At 46.7% G+C, this 16,548-nt stretch carries 15 protein-coding genes and 3 tRNA genes; 2 read left to right on the plus strand and 16 right to left on the minus strand.

Annotated features, from left to right (window positions below):
* Position 1: 1 nt before the first annotated feature.
* The 8 genes from oadA to B2U97_RS13960 form a co-directional block, all read right to left on the minus strand.
* Entirely contained in the window at positions 2-1,813 is a 1,812-nt protein-coding gene (oadA, locus tag B2U97_RS13925; RefSeq protein WP_273025282.1) for a sodium-extruding oxaloacetate decarboxylase subunit alpha, read from the minus strand.
* Positions 1,810-2,073 (minus strand): oxaloacetate decarboxylase subunit gamma, encoded by a 264-nt coding sequence (locus tag B2U97_RS13930; RefSeq protein ID WP_034821770.1) that lies wholly within the window; start codon positions 2,071-2,073, stop codon positions 1,810-1,812. The genes oadA and B2U97_RS13930 overlap by 4 nt, the downstream gene beginning before the upstream one ends.
* Before the next feature lie 176 nt (positions 2,074-2,249).
* A tRNA-Arg gene (locus B2U97_RS13935) sits at positions 2,250-2,326 on the minus strand.
* Positions 2,327-2,347: 21 nt separating this feature from the next.
* Positions 2,348-2,424: transfer RNA gene (locus tag B2U97_RS13940), tRNA-Arg, on the minus strand.
* 21 nt (positions 2,425-2,445) lie between these two features.
* Positions 2,446-2,538: transfer RNA gene (locus B2U97_RS13945), tRNA-Ser, on the minus strand.
* 162 nt (positions 2,539-2,700) lie between these two features.
* On the minus strand, positions 2,701-2,889 hold the full coding sequence (gene csrA / locus B2U97_RS13950) for a carbon storage regulator CsrA (protein WP_011234973.1): 189 nt from the start codon (positions 2,887-2,889) through the stop codon (positions 2,701-2,703).
* Between the two features lie 149 nt (positions 2,890-3,038).
* Positions 3,039-5,636: an alanine--tRNA ligase gene (alaS, locus tag B2U97_RS13955; RefSeq protein WP_273025281.1), complete on the minus strand. Its 2,598-nt coding sequence runs from the start codon at positions 5,634-5,636 to the stop codon at positions 3,039-3,041.
* Positions 5,637-5,717: 81 nt separating this feature from the next.
* Positions 5,718-6,185 carry a regulatory protein RecX gene (locus B2U97_RS13960; RefSeq protein WP_272988603.1) on the minus strand — a complete coding sequence of 156 codons (468 nt, stop codon included), beginning with the start codon at positions 6,183-6,185 and terminating at the stop codon, positions 5,718-5,720.
* Between the two features lie 50 nt (positions 6,186-6,235).
* Here B2U97_RS13960 and B2U97_RS13965 point away from each other — a divergent pair, with 50 nt between their 5' ends.
* Together B2U97_RS13965 and B2U97_RS13970 are read left to right on the plus strand one after the other, a co-directional pair.
* Positions 6,236-6,955, plus strand: a complete 720-nt coding sequence (locus tag B2U97_RS13965) for an SIMPL domain-containing protein (protein ID WP_272988605.1) — start codon at positions 6,236-6,238, stop codon at positions 6,953-6,955.
* 71 nt (positions 6,956-7,026) lie between these two features.
* The gene (locus tag B2U97_RS13970) at positions 7,027-8,871 is read left to right on the plus strand and encodes a tetratricopeptide repeat-containing diguanylate cyclase (RefSeq protein WP_272988607.1); all 1,845 of its coding nucleotides are present in this window, start codon (positions 7,027-7,029) and stop codon (positions 8,869-8,871) included.
* Here B2U97_RS13970 and B2U97_RS13975 read toward each other — a convergent pair.
* The 8 genes from B2U97_RS13975 to B2U97_RS14010 form a co-directional block, all read right to left on the minus strand.
* A complete protein-coding gene (locus B2U97_RS13975; RefSeq protein ID WP_272988609.1) occupies positions 8,868-9,917 on the minus strand; it encodes an agmatine deiminase family protein in 1,050 nt (349 codons plus the stop codon). The two genes, B2U97_RS13970 and B2U97_RS13975, sit on opposite strands and share 4 nt — an antisense overlap.
* The gene (gene rluB, locus B2U97_RS13980) at positions 9,918-10,778 is read right to left on the minus strand and encodes a 23S rRNA pseudouridine(2605) synthase RluB (RefSeq protein WP_011234979.1); all 861 of its coding nucleotides are present in this window, start codon (positions 10,776-10,778) and stop codon (positions 9,918-9,920) included.
* Positions 10,778-11,350 carry an SMC-Scp complex subunit ScpB gene (scpB, locus tag B2U97_RS13985; protein ID WP_272988611.1) on the minus strand — a complete coding sequence of 191 codons (573 nt, stop codon included), beginning with the start codon at positions 11,348-11,350 and terminating at the stop codon, positions 10,778-10,780. The genes rluB and scpB overlap by 1 nt, the downstream gene beginning before the upstream one ends.
* Positions 11,331-12,146: a segregation and condensation protein A gene (locus B2U97_RS13990; RefSeq protein WP_011234981.1), complete on the minus strand. Its 816-nt coding sequence runs from the start codon at positions 12,144-12,146 to the stop codon at positions 11,331-11,333. Before B2U97_RS13990 ends, scpB begins: the two co-directional genes overlap by 20 nt.
* 27 nt (positions 12,147-12,173) lie before the next feature.
* The gene (locus tag B2U97_RS13995; RefSeq protein WP_034821792.1) at positions 12,174-12,797 is read right to left on the minus strand and encodes an L-threonylcarbamoyladenylate synthase; all 624 of its coding nucleotides are present in this window, start codon (positions 12,795-12,797) and stop codon (positions 12,174-12,176) included.
* Between the two features lie 18 nt (positions 12,798-12,815).
* Positions 12,816-13,643: a PHP domain-containing protein gene (locus B2U97_RS14000; protein ID WP_011234983.1), complete on the minus strand. Its 828-nt coding sequence runs from the start codon at positions 13,641-13,643 to the stop codon at positions 12,816-12,818.
* Entirely contained in the window at positions 13,643-15,664 is a 2,022-nt protein-coding gene (locus tag B2U97_RS14005; RefSeq protein WP_286822909.1) for an NADPH-dependent 2,4-dienoyl-CoA reductase, read from the minus strand. Before B2U97_RS14005 ends, B2U97_RS14000 begins: the two co-directional genes overlap by 1 nt.
* A gap of 70 nt (positions 15,665-15,734) precedes the next feature.
* Positions 15,735-16,433, minus strand: coding sequence for a hypothetical protein (locus tag B2U97_RS14010; RefSeq protein WP_153849990.1), 699 nt, complete (start codon positions 16,431-16,433; stop codon positions 15,735-15,737).
* Positions 16,434-16,548 lie beyond the last annotated feature (115 nt).

Genomic DNA, 16,548 nt, shown 5'->3' on the forward strand with positions numbered 1-16,548 from the left:
ATTAGCCTACCGTCACCAGAGCATCACCCACGGTCACTGCGTCACCTTCTTTTACATGAAGAGACTGAACAGTACCGTCTTTTGGTGCTTTAATATCGGTTTCCATTTTCATCGCTTCCATTACTAAGACAACGTCGCCGGCTTTAATCGCAGCGCCCTCTTTGGCTACAACTTTAAAAATATTACCGGCTAATGGCGCTTTTATGGTTTCACCCTCGCCTGATCCACCTGATGATTGCTGCGATGACTCAGGTGATGATTGTGAATACTCTGCTGAGGACGATGACTTCACAGAATCGAGCTGACCCGCTGGGCCGACTTTTACATTATAACGCTTACCTTCAACCTCAACTTCGTATTGCTCAACATCTCCGGTTGCCTTTGGAGCTTGTTGCTCTTTAGATTCCGTTTGCTCTTCAGGTTCTTCTCCGGGCGCCGGCTCAAAAGCATCCGGGTTATCACGGTTCTTCAGGAATTTAAGCCCAATTTGCGGAAACAGTGCATAAGTTAAGACATCATCAACAACATCATCCGCTAAACGAATATCTTCATCTGTCGCTTTATCTTTTAGCTCTTTGGTCAGCGCATCCAGTTCGTTATCCAGTAAATCCGCCGGGCGACAGGTAATAGGTTCTTCACCGTCCAGAACGCGCTTCTGCAAGTCTTTATTAACTTCTGCAGCGGTTGCTCCATATTCACCTTTAAGAACCGCAGCAGTTTCTTTAGAGATATTCTCGTAACGTTCACCGCTCAACACGTTCAGAACCGCCTGGGTTCCTACAATTTGTGAGGTTGGCGTAACCAAAGGGATAAATCCAAGGTCTTCACGTACCTTCGGAATCTCTTTTAAAACTTCATCAAATTTATCCAGCGCACCCTGCTCTTTTAACTGTCCTTCCATATTGGTCAGCATACCTCCCGGTACCTGAGCCAGAAGAATGCGCGCATCAACCCCTTTGAGAGAACCTTCGAACTTAGCGTATTTCTTGCGCACGTCGCGGAAATAGCTGGCTACTTCAGCTAAGTCAGGTAATGACAAGCCTGTGTCCCGGTCGGTATTCTCTGTCATTGCAACCAGGGTTTCTGTTGGCGAATGGCCGTAAGTCATGCTCATTGACGAAATCGCGGTATCCAGCATATCGATACCAGCATCAATGGCTTTTTGGTAGGTTGCCACACTTAAGCCCGTTGTTGCGTGACACTGCATAGCAATTGGCAAGTCCGTCTTTTCCTTCAACGCGCTAACCAGTTCATAGGCGTCGTTAGGCCTTAACAAGCCAGCCATATCTTTAATGAATAACGAATCACAGCCTAAATCTTCCAATTCCTGTGCCATTGCTACCCATTTATCCAGGGTATGAACCGGGCTGACAGTATAAGCGAGAGTGCCCTGCGCATGGCCATCAACGTCTTTTGCCGCTTTTATTGCTGTTTTTAAATTTCGAACATCGTTCATCGCATCAAAAATACGGAAAACATCAACACCATTTTCCTTTGCGCGTTCGACAAAACGTTTCACCACGTCATCGGCGTAATGCCTGTATCCCAGCAGGTTTTGCCCTCGAAGCAGCATTTGCTGGCGAGTATTCGGCATAGCCTTTTTCAGTTCACGAATGCGTTCCCAGGGATCTTCACCAAGGTAGCGAATACAAGAATCAAAAGTCGCACCACCCCAGGACTCCATTGACCAGTAGCCGATGCTGTCGAGCTTTTCAGCAATGGGAAGCATGTCGTCCAGACGCATACGCGTTGCGAGTAGTGACTGATGTGCGTCACGAAGCACCAACTCTGTTAGTAACAGGGGTTTACTCATTGTGATTTCTCCTTGTTATTCGCTGCTTTTTTGCCTTGACGATAACGGTGTACCGCAGCAGAAATTGCAGCCAGTACCGCAGGACTTGCTGCATCAGAGCTATTACTTTCGACTGAAGGCTGAGTACTGGCAACAGGCTCTGGTGTTGGGATCAGGCGTTTCATAACGCTCATGGCAACGACCAGTAAGCAAAGAAAGATGATGACTGCGCCCATGCCTACCAGCATGAGTTGCGCAGCTTGACTGAGCAATTCTGACACGAAGCACTCCTGATTGGTTGCTAAGGTATTGTTATAAAATTATTAAATACCATGGTAGCAAGTCACGCAAGGAGATACAGCAGTAAATAGTGGGTATTCAGGATTTAAATGAGATTAAAAAATATTCAAAGGGACTAATGAGCAAAGAAGATAATTTAAGGGGATATAAAAAAGAATGGCGCGCTCGGGAGGACTCGAACCTCCAACCGCCTGGTTCGTAGCCAGGTACTCTATCCAGTTGAGCTACGAGCGCGTATTCAGGTTAGTAACAATATGGCGCGCTCGGGAGGATTCGAACCTCCGACCGCCTGGTTCGTAGCCAGGTACTCTATCCAGCTGAGCTACGAGCGCGTAATTGTTACTGTAAACGACTGGCGGAGAGGGAGGGATTCGAACCCTCGATAGGGCTACAAACCCTATACTCCCTTAGCAGGGGAGCGCCTTCAGCCACTCGGCCACCTCTCCAAATCGTTGTGGCGTGAATTCTAGCGATGTTGGCAATAATGTCAATCGCTTTTTTAAAAACTAGGGTTTAAGTGTGGGATAATTGACCATCTCGCGTGATTTTTCTTCAGAATGCTCAAAAACATAAAAAAAGACCGGCTTTCGCCGGTCTTGTCTAATCACTTATTCTTTGTCTTGCTCATCGTCTTTTTCAGACTGAATGCGCATGTATATTTCTTCGCGATGAACGGAAACGTCTTTCGGGGCATTAACACCAATACGTACTTGGTTTCCCTTAACGCCGAGAACGGTGACCGAAACATCATCACCTATCATTAATGTTTCACCTACACGGCGAGTTAAAATTAGCATAGATTGCTCCTTCAATACTGTTCCGATTCTTACCGCGAATATCGAACTTTTCCCTGAACTGGCGTAAGCAAGTCTACCAACACTGAGAGTGATTACACTATAACGAAGCGCATACTTTTTCGTTGTGTTTTAATCGCTTACAGCGACAGCTAAAGCTGTTGCTGTAACCAAGTCGTCGCAGTAGCCAAAGCTTCATTTAACTGTTCCGGGAGTGAACCACCTGCCTGCGCCATGTCAGGACGACCTCCGCCCTTGCCACCAACAACATTTGCAGCCTGATTCACGATATCTCCTGCTTTAACTTTAGACGTTAAATCGGTAGTAACGCCAGCAATTAAACTGACTTTATCACCGTTTGCAGTGCCTAATAATACGATACCTGAGCCCATTTGGTTCTTCAGATCATCAACTAATCCACGCAAAGATTTCGGATCGGCCTGGTCTAGCTCTGCAATAATTGCTTTAACCCCATTAATATCAACAGCCTGAGCGATTAACCCACCACCGGCCTGCTGTGCCAGTTTTTGTTGCAGTTGCTCGTTCTTACGCTCTAATTCACGGAACTTATGCTGCAGTTGCTGAACTTTATCGGCCACAGAGCTTGGTTCTGTTTTCAGTTCTCCAGCAATTTGCTGCAATACGTTTTGCTGCTGTTGAGTATATCGTACGGCGGCTTCTCCGGTTACCACTTCAATGCGACGCACACCCGAAGCGATACCGCCCTCTGAGGTTATTCTGAATAAACCGATATCGCCTGTCGCTTTGACATGAGTACCGCCACAAAGCTCCATGGAGAAATCTCCCATACGCACAACTCGTACCTGCTCATCATACTTTTCGCCGAACAAGGCCATTGCGCCCGCTTCTTTTGCTTCGTCAATAGCCATGAGCTCGGTTTGCAGTGGCAGGTTAGCGCGAACTTGTGCATTTACCTCACGCTCTAATTGAGCCAACTGCTCAGTCGTCACTGGTTCAAAGTGCGAGAAGTCAAAACGCATTTTGTCCGCTTCGACCAAAGAACCTTTTTGCGTAACGTGCTCACCCAGCAAGTTTCTAAGCGCTGCATGCAGCAAATGCGTTGCCGAGTGGTTGCGTTTAATATTCTCACGACGCTCAGAATCAATTTCGGCTTTTACGCTGTCGTTGAGCTTAACCGCAGCTTTCGCTACGCCGTGGTGCGCTATCGCTTTGCCAATATACTGGGTGTCTGTCACTTCAAATGCCGGTCCGTTGACAACCAAAACACCTTTGTCACCGATCTGACCACCACTTTCTGCATAAAATGGAGTTTCTGATAAAACCACAATGCCGTTTTCGCCCGCCTGCAACTGCTCTACCGGCTTACCATCTTTAAATAACTCGACCACTTTTGCCTGCCCGGCAACGTCATCGTAACCGGTAAATGCGGTTTTATTGTCAGATTTAAGCTGTTGATTATAATCCATTCCAAACTGAGAAGCCTGCTGAGCCCGCTGACGCTGCTCTGACATAGCCTTTTCAAAACCTTGTTCATCAACTGTCAATTCCTGCTCACGGGCAATGTCCGCAGTTAAATCAACAGGGAAGCCATAAGTGTCATAGAGTTTGAATACCACGTCGCCCGGTATGACATGACCTTTAAGCTCGGCAATTTCGTCTGATAAAATCGCCAGGCCACGCTCCAGCGTGCGCGCAAACTGCTGCTCTTCCCGTTCCAGGGCGTCTTTAATAATTTGCTTTTTCTGCTCCAGCTCAGGATACGCTTCACCCATCTGGCGAGCCAATTCGTCTACCAAACGGAAAAAGAAGGTGTCTTTAGCGCCAAGTAAGTGCCCGTGCCGCACGGCTCTACGTATTATACGGCGCAGAACATAACCACGGCCTTCATTTGATGGCATAACTCCATCGGTAATCAAGAAGGAGCATGAACGAATATGATCAGCAATAACCCGCAATGATTTATTATCCAGATCATTGGTGCCAATAATTTCAGCCGCCGCTTTAATCAGCGCCTGGAATAAATCGATTTCATAGTTACTGTGAACGTTCTGCATAATGGCAGAAATACGCTCCAGCCCCATGCCCGTATCAATAGAAGGATCAGGCAAAGGTTCTAAGGTACCGTCAGCCTGACGGTTATACTGCATAAAGACCAGGTTCCAAATTTCGATGTAACGATCACCGTCTTCTTCAGGAGTTCCCGGAGGGCCTCCCCATACTTCTTCACCGTGGTCGTAAAACACTTCAGAGCATGGACCACAAGGCCCGGTATCACCCATAGACCAGAAGTTGTCTTTTTCACCAATACGCGAAATACGGTCTTCCGGTACGCCAATGTCTTTCACCCAGATATCGTAGGCTTCATCATCTTCGGTAAACACCGTAACCCAGAGCTTTTCAGCCGGCAGCTTCAACTCTTTGGTTAAAAAGTCCCAGGCGTACTGAATAGCTTGCTTTTTAAAGTAGTCGCCGAAACTGAAGTTACCCATCATTTCAAAGAAAGTGTGATGACGGGCCGTGTACCCAACATTTTCTAAATCGTTATGTTTACCGCCGGCACGCAGACAGCGCTGCGCCGAAGTGGCTTTATCATAACGACGTTTATCAGTACCCAGGAAAACGTCTTTGAATGGAACCATACCTGCATTGGTAAATAACAAGGTGGGATCGTTGCCGGGAATCATTGATGCTGAAGGAACTTTTTCGTGTCCTCGTTCAGCAAAGTAATTTAAAAATGCATCACGAATTTGGGCACTGTTCATGCTCATATTGAGTCCTACTTTTCTTAACTGAGTGACTTTGGGTCAATGTTTTAATCTTCTAAGACTATCACGAAGTAGCCGTCTAGCCTAGCGTCGTGGTCGATTGACGCAAGCGAAAATTTGCTCCGGAGTAAAACCTCGCTGCTGCAAAAATCGAACCTGCCGACTCCACTCTTTTTCATCAGACGGGTCATCATCGCCAAACTTTTTCTGCTTCAGCTCTGCACACAGTTCAAACCAGTCGACTTCCATGGATTCGAGCACGTCCTCAACAATTTCCGTAGCAACACCTTTTTGTTGGGTGACCTGCGCCAGGATTTTTAACCGCCCCTGCTTCTGCCCTACTTTTTCACGAATAAAACTACTGGCGAAGCGTTCGTCACTCTGCCAGCCTTCCTTATTCAGCTCGTCGACAACGCGATTGACCATTTCTGCAGGCCATTGTTTCTGGATTAATTTACGTTTTAATTCAGTTCTGCTCTGCTCGCGCATTGCCAGCAACCGAAAAGCACTGTCGCGCAGTGCTTTCTCGTCATACTCTGAACTTTCGTCCATGGTCTATACTCCAACACCTAACTATGCAATTTGGTCTAAGGATGCTTAATATGACTCAGAGTAATTCAAAATCAAGGTTTCTCTTCATTTGTCTTGCCTTTCTTACCGCAGGATTTACCACTTTCGCTCAAGCAGACGAGCGTACCTTATCAATATCCGGTAGCGGCAGTGTTTCTGCTATTCCGGATCAGATGTCACTGACTTTTTGGATAGAAGAACGCGGGAATAAACTCAGCTCACAAAAGACATTAGTCGATAACACCACTAGCCGCTTAATTAACGATCTGAATAATAAAGGTATAGAAGACAAAGATATTCGTTCTTACCAACTACAAATTTACCCTCGGTATGAACAAAACGATGACGGGAAAACAGAGCAAGATGGTTTTGTCGTTCAACGCGAAGTTCAGGTCACTTTGTTAGAGCCCGAAAACTACGACGATATTATCGACTTAGCGCTAGCGCGCGGCGTCACTCGCGTTGGTCAGGTTCGGTTTGAAATTAGTGACCAGCAAGGTTTATATCAACAAGCACTGATCAACGCTTATAAACAAGCAAAAAATAAGGCCGAGCGTTTGGCTACTGCTGCGGGTCTAGAGCTGACGGGAACATTAAGTATCGCTGAACGCTCTATGTCACGACCGGTGGTTATGCAAATGGCAGAAATGAGTAGCCGCTCAGATAAAGTGTCATTACCTGGACAACAAACCATTGAGGCACAGGTAGAGGTTATATTCTCAACCCAAACTCAGCCGGACTCTGACAATTAAATCGTTGCTATGTTGAGCACTCGGAGTAAAATGGCTTGATATTCAACAATTTTGCAACAGAAAGAGCCATTTTGTTCCTAAAAATTCAGAGCCTTTTATTTATCACTTTACTCGCTGTCACTTCATTAGTTTCAGCTCAGGAGTGGCAGCAGCAACGTGTTGATGCCAGCAGTAATCCAGATGCCTGGATAAAAAAGACTTCTGAATTAATAGAACAGTACGATAACCAGCGCCAGTTTGAAGAACTGGCAATGGCTTACGCACTGCAAGTTGAAGCCTACCGATATTCCGGTCATGAAAGTAAAGCACATGCAGCTATAGATGAAGGCTTACGCTTTGCTGAATTGGCCAACTCAAAAATTGCAAAAACTCTGTTGAGAATTAACCAAACATGGTATTTCTTACAAAGAGGTCAGCTTCGCCAGGCCAACACCAGCATTACCTATGCAATAGAAAACGCTAAGGCTTCAGGTAATAAAGATTTACAGATAGAAGCAGACATACTTCATGCGCAAGTGATGCAGAATACAGGGGATATAGCCCATGCACTGCAGACTCTGGAAAAGCTCAATCGTAATGCCTACACGGCACACCCCAGGTTGCAGGTAGAGTTTCACGCTTTAATTGGTTCTATTTATCTCGATGTTGGCGCAAACGATATTGGCTTAGAACACATTCAGGATGCACTCGACATCAGCAGAGAACATTTAGGTCAATGGGATGTTTCTGTACTCGAGTACAATTTAGCCACTGGTTATCAAGCCGCCGGAAATGATGAAAAAGCCAGACAGCATTTCGAGACGGCTTTAGAAATCAGTAAAGAAATTAAAGATGACCTTGGCGTCGCTTACGCCCTCTTCCAAATGGCCTCAATTGATATCGAAAACGAAAGTTATCAACAGGGTTTAGAACGCCTAAATCAAGCTATGCCGCAATTTAAGTCAGCCGGAGCTCATCCTATGGAAGCACAAAGCCGGCTGGCCATGGTTTCAGCCTATTTAGGTACCAACCAACTTGAAAATGCACTTGCTCAGCTAGAGGCCTCCAGTTCGGTTATTAACACATTGACCGATAACCAGTTATATCAAACCCTGAATGAACGCTGGTCTGAGTATTATCAGAGTAAAGAAAACTATAAAGCAGCTCTGGAAAGTTACAAAACTTCCGTCAATTATATGCAGAAAGTAAACGAGCAAACTCAGGATAAGCAAGTACAGGAAATTATGGTGCGTTTGGAAATTAAAGAGCAGGAGACCACCAATGAATTACTTAAAAAAGAAAATCAGTTGCAGCAGTTAGAACTACAGGAGCAGCAAACCTCATATTACCTGCTGGTGTGGATTATTATTTCAGGTCTTTTAGTCGTTATTATTGTCTCAGCTTTTCTCTATCAACAATGGCGGGCTAGTAAGAACTTTGCCGAGCTGGCATTAAAAGACGATTTAACTAACGCGCCGAATCGACGTGCTATTGTCCGTATTTGCAAAAAAGGTCTGGAGCAAGCTCGCGAACAACAACGTCAGTTAGCCCTGGCTGTTGTCGACTTCGATTACTTTAAGGCAATAAATGATCAGTTCGGTCACGACGTTGGTGACCGCGTATTACAACGTTTTGCAGAAGTTGCCAAACTCAGCCTGCGTGATCAGGACAACTTCGGTCGCCTGGGAGGCGAAGAATGGCTGTTGGTCTTTTTCGATGTCAGTAAAGAGGACGCGAAAAACATCTTCGAGCGCATTACCAAGGAAATGAACAGCAAGCCCATTAGCGGTTTGCCGGAAGATTACCGCATTACCTTCAGTATGGGCTTTACTAACGCTCACCCGGAAGATAGTTTTGACTCTCTTTATAAACGTGCGGATGACGTTTTGTTCGAAGCTAAGGATAAAGGCCGGGAACGCCTAATCATCACTGATTAAAGCTTACCTGTCTTAAATTTAGGCAAGTTATGACTGATACAATGCAAACCACCGCCCCCTAAAACAAATTCGCGAGCATCAATGGCAATAACCTTTCGCTCCGGAAGAGCTTCGCGAACAGTCCGCACGGCTTGAGCGTCTGTGGTTAACCCAAATTGAGGTACCACAACCAGTTTACTCGTTTGCAAAACATTCACATAACTGCACAGTAAAGGCAGTTCAACGGTACGTTTTAAGCTTGACGATGTAAGCTCCACCCCCGCTCTTTCTTCACGAGCTGGCAGTTGTGGAGGCGGCAAAGGTAAAGGAATGGTTTGAATGTAAGCAGGCAGTTTATCCAGTAGTTTTTTAAGCGCCTGGCAGGTTTTATAATCCGGATGCGCTGTATTATCAGTGGCAGCATACAACACAGTATTTGCGTCAACGAATAACGCCATATTATCAATATGCCCGCCCGTTTCATCAGCAACCAATCCACCATCAAAAAAGTGCAAACGTTGCCCGGGCAACAACTGACCTAATAACGACTTTATCTGCGGCTCTGTCATTGCCGGGTTTCGCTGCTTAATACAGGCCAGACCAATTAGCCAGTCACCCTGGCCGTTGTGCGTAAAAGCACCGCCTTCAGCAATAAGCAGGCTATTTGTTACTGGACACATCAAGCGAGAGCACAGGCTTTGACTAAAGGCTTTATCAGCAGCAATAACATTCTGGACACCACCCCAGCCATCAAAATCAAAAGACAATGCCGCCAACTGACCGTCGCTATTTAACTGCCACAGTGGTGTAGTATCGCGTAGCCAGATATCGTCATAATCCAGCTCTATGCGCTGAACGGATTTAAGTGCCTCGGGTACACTGTCGCTTATGCTCGCAGGAACAACGAGCGAAACCGGCGTGTTATCAGGCAATTGTTTTATTAGCTTTATGAGAGCGTCTCGAGCTGGATCCGCATGCTTACGCCAGACATCACTCCGGTATGGCCAGGCCAGCAACAAGCGCTGGTTTTCCATAAAATCAGGTAACCAGCGGGCAGTAGTGGTCACTTACTTACCCCGTCGTTTACTCTGTTTTTTATCCAGTCTGTGGCGGGCGGTGGCTTTACGAATTTTCGCAAAACGACGCTGTTTAGACTCTTCATGACGAGGGTCGAGAAACGACTCTTTTTCCGCCGGTAAGTTAACCTGAGCTCTTAACGCATTGACCTGAGGCAATGACATTTCCGCCCAGCCACCTTGCGGTAAACCGGGTTCCAGAGGAATATCGCCATAGCGAACACGGATAAGACGACTGACCTGCACTTCCTGCGACTCCCACAAGCGGCGAACTTCACGATTACGCCCTTCACTGATGGTCACGTGGAACCAGCGGTTCATGCCATCACCACCGGCAGGCTTTATGCTATTGAAATGCGCAGGGCCATCTTCCAGTTGCACACCTTTTCTCAGGCGTTGCATCATGGCTTCATCCACGTCACCAAACACCCGTACCGCGTATTCACGTTCAACCTGCTGGCTGGGGTGCATCAGGCGATTAGCAAGCTCACCGTCGGTAGTAAATAACAACAGACCCGAGGTATTCACGTCAAGCCGCCCCACAGCGACCCAACGCGCACCACTCATTCTTGGCAAGCGGTCATAAACGGTCGGCCGTCCCTCCGGATCCTTGCGCGTACACAATTCACCCTCGGGCTTGTGGTAAATCAGAACTCGGCAAATGACCTCTTCTTCAGGTTTAATCTGAACTTCGTGGCCATCAATGCGTACTTTTGCGTCGGCATCAATACGCTCACCCAATTGTGCTACTTTGCCGTTCACACGAATTCGGCCGGCTGAAATTTTTGTTTCAATTTCGCGGCGCGAACCATGTCCAGATCGGGCTAAAACCTTTTGTAATTTCTCGGTCATTACGAATCATCTCTCTCGTTAGTCGCTGTCTCAGCGGTACGTTCATCATCTTCATTAAGTGTGTCGATATCAGGTAATTCTGATAAGTCACTTAAATTAAAATCATCTAAAAAATCGTTAGTGCTGGCATAAAGCTGAGGTCTTCCCGGCACTTCTTTGTGCCCTACAACCTTAACCCAGCCTCGTTCCTGCAGTGTCTTCATTATTTGGCTACTGACACTTACACCGCGTATTTGTTCAATTTCACCACGCGTAATGGGCTGCCGGTAAACAATTAATGCCAAAGTTTCCAGCAAAGCGTTTGAGTAACGAGGCGGGTTTTCCTGCCAAAGCCCGGCTAACCTCTGACCCAGCTCGGCCCGGGTTTGAAAACGGTAGCCGGAAGCCACTTTTACCAACTCAATACCACGTTCCTGATAGTCTGACTGCAACTCTTTAAGTTGCTGCCTTATGGCCGCCAGCGAGGCCTCGCCTTCATTCAGCAACAGCTGATACAGCTGCTCAGCCGATAACGGCTGCGGATGCGCAAACAAGGCCGCTTCAATAAGTTGTTTAAGCTGTAACGGATTCATCTTGATTGTGCTGTCTCAAACTCAGGCGAATATCACTCATAGGCTCTACTTGTGACAATTCTACCATTGATTCTTTCACAAGTTCCAAAATTGCTAAAAAACTGACCACAGCTCCGGCGCGACCTTCTTTTCGGGTAAAGAGCTGGCTAAAAGAAACGTACTTTTTATGGCTCAACAACTCCAGTACCTGACTCATCCGCGCTCGTGTCGATAGTTGCTCGCGCTTTATCTGGTGGTGAGCTTTTAACTCCACTTGCTGTAACACTCGACTAAAAGCAAGAGTTAAGTCTTCAAGAGTCACTTCCGGAGGTGCAGCCGTTAACCACTCGCGTGCATTACTGCCAACCTCACTCAATAAAATGTCCCGCCCCACCTGCGGTTGCTGATCAATATATTCAGCACCCTGGCGTATCGCCTCATATTCCTGTAGGCGTCTTATAAGTTCCGCTCTAGGGTCTTCTTCCTCATCCTCTTCCTGAGGCGGTTTCGGCAACAGCAAACGGCTTTTTATTTCGGCCAGAATGGCCGCCATCACTAAATAATCGGCGGCAAGCTCCAGCTTCAACTCTTGCATCATGTCCACATACTCAACATATTGCCGGGTAATAGCCAGAATAGGCATGTCCACAATATCGAGCTTTTGTTTGCGAATTAAATACAACAAGAGATCCATCGGACCACTGAAAGTGTCGAGTATAACTTCCAGCGCATCCGGTGGTATATAGAGGTCTTCAGGCTTTTCTATAACCGGTTCGCCGCGAACAAAGCCTAAAGGCAGTGACTGTTGTTCCGCCATAATTAAACCGAGTGCCTGTCTAACTGACTAAAAATCAAAAGGCTCTACGTCTCCGGAACCTTCGCGGCGAATGGTCGGTGCTCCCTCAGATAAATCCACAACCGTCGTTGGCTCTTCACCTTTATGACCACCATCAATAATTAAATCCACCAGCTTTTCCAGCTTATCCCGAATCTCTTCCGGATCAGATTCAGCCAGCATTCCTTCGCCAAGGATCAAGCTGGTCGACATTAATGGTTCATTTAACTCTTCCAGCAGAGCCATTGCGATACGATTGGTCGGAACCCGTATACCAATAGTTTTACGTTTGGGGTTCAACAGCCGCTTGGGAACCTCTTTCGTTCCTTTCAGAATAAAAGTGTAAGGTCCGGGAGTGTTATTTTTCAGTAACCGGAAGGCATCGTTGTCAACCCGGGCATAAGTCGCAAGCTCAGATAAATCCCGGCACATTAGAGTAAAGTTATGCTCTTTGTCTATTTCACGAATCTGGCAAATACGATCAGCTGCTGCTTTATTGCCAATTTGACAACCAATGGCATAACCCGAGTCAGTAGGGTAAACCACCACCCCGCTTTTACGAATAATTTGAACCGATTGCTGAATTAAACGTGCTTGAGGATTTTCCGGATGAATTTCAAAATATTGACTCATAATCTCACCTCAATCCTTCTACTGTGACCAATGCTCCCATATTGGCACACAGTCCGCTGGCAGACAAAGATTTTTACCCAGTTCGCGCCAATTCCCCGGATAGTGAAAATCCGACCCCTGCGAGGCTAGCAGTCCATATTCCTGACTCATTTTCGCTAATGCATCACGATGACCGGGAGACTGCTGACACAAACTGACTTCCATGGCATCGAGCCCCCACTCTTTACCCTGTATTAAAAGCTTGCGCAGCCATTTATTCGACATTTTGTAACCGTGGGGATGCGCCAGTACCGCCTTCCCCCCGGCGCCGTGGATGGCTTCTATCGCAGTGGGAATATCGCACCATTCGGGATTGACATAGGCGCTGTTACCTTTGCCAATATAGCGATCGAAAGCTTTTTGTGGGTTACTGACAATACCTTTTCGTACCATAGCGTCAGCAATGTGCTTACGTGTTGGCAACCCCTCCGTTTCGCATTCTTCTGCCGATAAACTGACACCGCGCTGGTATAACTTTTCAAGCATCGCATCAAAGCGATCATAGCGACGTTGCTGTTGTTCGCTCAATAAAACCTTTAGGGGTTCCGCATCTGGGTCAATATTAAGTCCAACAATATGAATTTCAAAACTGTGCCAACGACAACTAATTTCAACTCCGTTCACCAACTCGATTGGCAAATTCTCGTGTTCAATAAGACGACTCGCTTCTGCCAGCCCGTCAACGCAGTCATGATCGGTTATCGCCAGTACATCGACGTTCTGTTCGCAAGCGCGCAGCACAAGCTCGGACACTGACAAAGAGCCATCAGAACAGGTGCTGTGACAATGCAAATCGTAAACTGACATTAAATCTCCGCCGCCAGTTCTGTACCCTGACGAATCGCGCGTTTGGCATCGAGTTCGGCAGCAACATCGGCCCCACCAATTAGGTGTACAGTCTGGCCAGCCGACTGCAACGCGTCGTGTAATGATCGCTGTGGTACCTGCCCCGCACAAATAATCACATTATCAACTTGCAGCAATTGTTTTTCACCTTCACGTTCTATTTCAATACCTTCTGGCACAATGCGGTGATAAGTGACCCCATTCCACATATTCACAGACTTACTTTTTAGTTCGTTACGATGAACCCAGCCAGAGGTTTTACCTAACCCCTTACCGACTTTGCTCTCTTTACGCTGAAGCAACCAAACCTGACGCGTACTCTGCTCTGGCTGCTGCGGTTTCAGACCGCCGCGATCACTGTAGCTTTTATCAATACCCCAACGCTCTGACCATTCTGGTTCATCCAGTGTCAGTGACTTTTCGGTGGTCAGGTATTCAGAGACATCAAAACCAATACCACCGGCACCAATCACAGCCACTTTTTTACCCACAGCTTTGTGGTCACGTAAAACATCTAAGTAACCCAGCACATGCGGCAAATCAACACCCGGAATATCGACCTGGCGAGGGCTGACTCCGGTTGCCAGAACCACATCATCGTATTTTTCTGCCAGCAACCCTTCGCAAGTTTGCTCTTTTCCAAGCTTCAAATTAACACCGGTGTCTTCAATGCGGTACTTAAAGTAGCGCAGGGTTTCATAAAACTCTTCTTTACCCGGAATCTGTTTAGCGTAGTTAAACTGACCGCCAATTTCTTCGGACTTATCGTACAAATCGACCTGATGACCGCGCTCTGCAGCATTACAGGCAAAGGCCAACCCTGCAGGGCCAGAACCAATGACCGCAATGCGCTTTTTCTGTTCAGCCGGCTTCATTACCAACTCCTGCTCAAAGCAGGCTCGGGGGTTAACTAAACAGGACGCCCTTTTATTCTCAAACACATGATCCAGACAGGCCTGATTACAGGCAATACAGGTATTAATACGTTCAGACTGGCCTTGTTCCGCTTTTTTCACAAACTCTGGGTCAGCCAGTAGCGGTCGTGCCATAGAAACCATGTCAGCCTGGTTGCTTTCTAAAATATGCTCGGCAATTTCCGGCGTGTTAATACGATTAACGGCAACCACAGGAACCGACAATTCTCTGCGTACGCGCTCGGTTATCCAGCTAAAGGCGCCACGTGGTACCGAGGTAACAATGGTTGGTACCCGGGCCTCATGCCAACCAATACCCGTATTAATAATGGTAACGCCCGCCTGCTCCAGCAGTTTTCCCAGTTGCAGAACTTCATCCAGCTGATGACCGTCTTCAACTAAGTCCAGCATCGACAACCGGAAAATAATAATCGATTTTTCGCCCACAGCCGCGCGCACAGCTTTTACAATTTCCAGTGGAAAACGCATACGGTTTTCGAAGCTGCCGCCCCAGTTATCATCGCGTTTATTCGTTCTTGGACACAAAAACTGGTTAATTAAATAACCTTCCGAACCCATGATCTCAACACCATCATAGCCAGCCTTTTGCGCCAGCTTAGCGCCACGGGCATAGTGTTTAATGGTTTTGAGAATTTGTCGTTCAGACATAGCTTTTGGCTTAAACGGGTTTATCGGCGCTTTTATCGCGCTGGGCGCTAACGAAAACGGATGGTAGCTGTAACGGCCAGCGTGCAGAAGTTGCAGACAAATTTTACTGCCATACTTGTGGACGGCATCGGTTACCTGACGGTGTTTACCCACGTGCCAGGGCTTAGACATTTCACTGCCAAAAGGCGCCAGACGCCCACGAAAGTTAGGGCTGATACCGCCGGTGACAATAAGGCCAACACCACCTTTGGCGCGCTCTTCATAAAAGCTGGCTAATTTACTAAAGCCATTTTTTTCTTCTTCCAGGCCTGTATGCATTGAGCCCATTAAGACCCGGTTCTTCAATGTCGTAAAACCAAGGTCCAGGGGTTTCAGTAAATTTGGGTATGATTTTTCCACGCCAACCTCTTATTTTAAACGGGTGTTTAATTTTTTCTAACTTTACTGCTTAAACCCGTTTAACTCAAGCTCAGAACGCCATCGCTTCACGCAATAAGAACCTTGAAAGCGCCATGCTATCGACTTGTACGTTAGGGTTTCCGTTACGCACTTGTTTCGAAACCTGCTCAAAAATCGGCCACAACAGCTCCTGCACCTGATCATTCGCATCTTGCATTGACTGCAGGTCTTTCAATTTAAGCTGGTCAACATGCACACTTAAAATTGGCTCACCTTTATCAAATAAGTTAATGGTAACGTCTTCCATCAACCACTCATCAACCCGCCAGTTTAAAGGCACCGAATTCACCTTTTGAACTTTAACACCACTCATTTGCTTTAGAAATTCATGCAAGTTTGAGCGTCCGGTATCGTAATATGCGACGGTTAACTGAGCGCCGGACATCTCAATTTTAGAAATATCCACACGGCTGCTGCCAAGTGCCTGCCAGTCACCGGTTAGCATTAATTGCTTAGCCAGTAGAAGTTGATTTTCAGGCTCCGACAAGGCTTTGACCCGGGTCGCAAAACGAACATTATTTGCGGTCAGGCCATTGGTTAATGAGTTAACCTCAAGTTCGCCTACTTCCAGATCCGCATTTAATTGCTCCGAAGCCATTGTCTGTAACCCCTCTTTCATCGCATCAGACAAATTCTGAGCCGCAACGGAGAAGCTCAGCAGGGGTAAGAACAACCAAAAAGCCGCCCGCGTTATAGTTGTAAATTTCATTGATGACCTCATTCAAATAGGTTCCAGTCGCAGGAATAAACCCAATAATCGCATAACCTTTGACTCTTTAAAGTAATTATTTGTTAATCTGAGGCAAGATTATAAAAACGGAGAA

It is taken from the genome of Idiomarina sp. UBA3176 (assembly GCF_002364295.1).
Lineage (GTDB): Bacteria > Pseudomonadota > Gammaproteobacteria > Enterobacterales > Alteromonadaceae > Idiomarina > Idiomarina loihiensis.

Bases quoted from the DNA above. Each gene is read 5' to 3' on its own strand.
- oadA (WP_273025282.1), bottom strand. From the start codon at position 1,813: ATGAGTAAACCCCTGTTACTAACAGAGTTGGTGCTTCGTGACGCACAT.
- csrA (WP_011234973.1), bottom strand. From the start codon at position 2,889: ATGCTAATTTTAACTCGCCGTGTAGGTGAAACATTAATGATAGGTGAT.
- alaS (WP_273025281.1), bottom strand. From the start codon at position 5,636: ATGAGCATGAACAGTGCCCAAATTCGTGATGCATTTTTAAATTACTTT.
- B2U97_RS13960 (WP_272988603.1), bottom strand. From the start codon at position 6,185: ATGGACGAAAGTTCAGAGTATGACGAGAAAGCACTGCGCGACAGTGCT.
- B2U97_RS13965 (WP_272988605.1), top strand. From the start codon at position 6,236: ATGACTCAGAGTAATTCAAAATCAAGGTTTCTCTTCATTTGTCTTGCC.
- rluB (WP_011234979.1), bottom strand. From the start codon at position 10,778: ATGACCGAGAAATTACAAAAGGTTTTAGCCCGATCTGGACATGGTTCG.
- scpB (WP_272988611.1), bottom strand. From the start codon at position 11,350: ATGAATCCGTTACAGCTTAAACAACTTATTGAAGCGGCCTTGTTTGCG.
- B2U97_RS13990 (WP_011234981.1), bottom strand. From the start codon at position 12,146: ATGGCGGAACAACAGTCACTGCCTTTAGGCTTTGTTCGCGGCGAACCG.
- B2U97_RS13995 (WP_034821792.1), bottom strand. From the start codon at position 12,797: ATGAGTCAATATTTTGAAATTCATCCGGAAAATCCTCAAGCACGTTTA.
- B2U97_RS14000 (WP_011234983.1), bottom strand. From the start codon at position 13,643: ATGTCAGTTTACGATTTGCATTGTCACAGCACCTGTTCTGATGGCTCT.
- B2U97_RS14010 (WP_153849990.1), bottom strand. From the start codon at position 16,433: ATGAAATTTACAACTATAACGCGGGCGGCTTTTTGGTTGTTCTTACCC.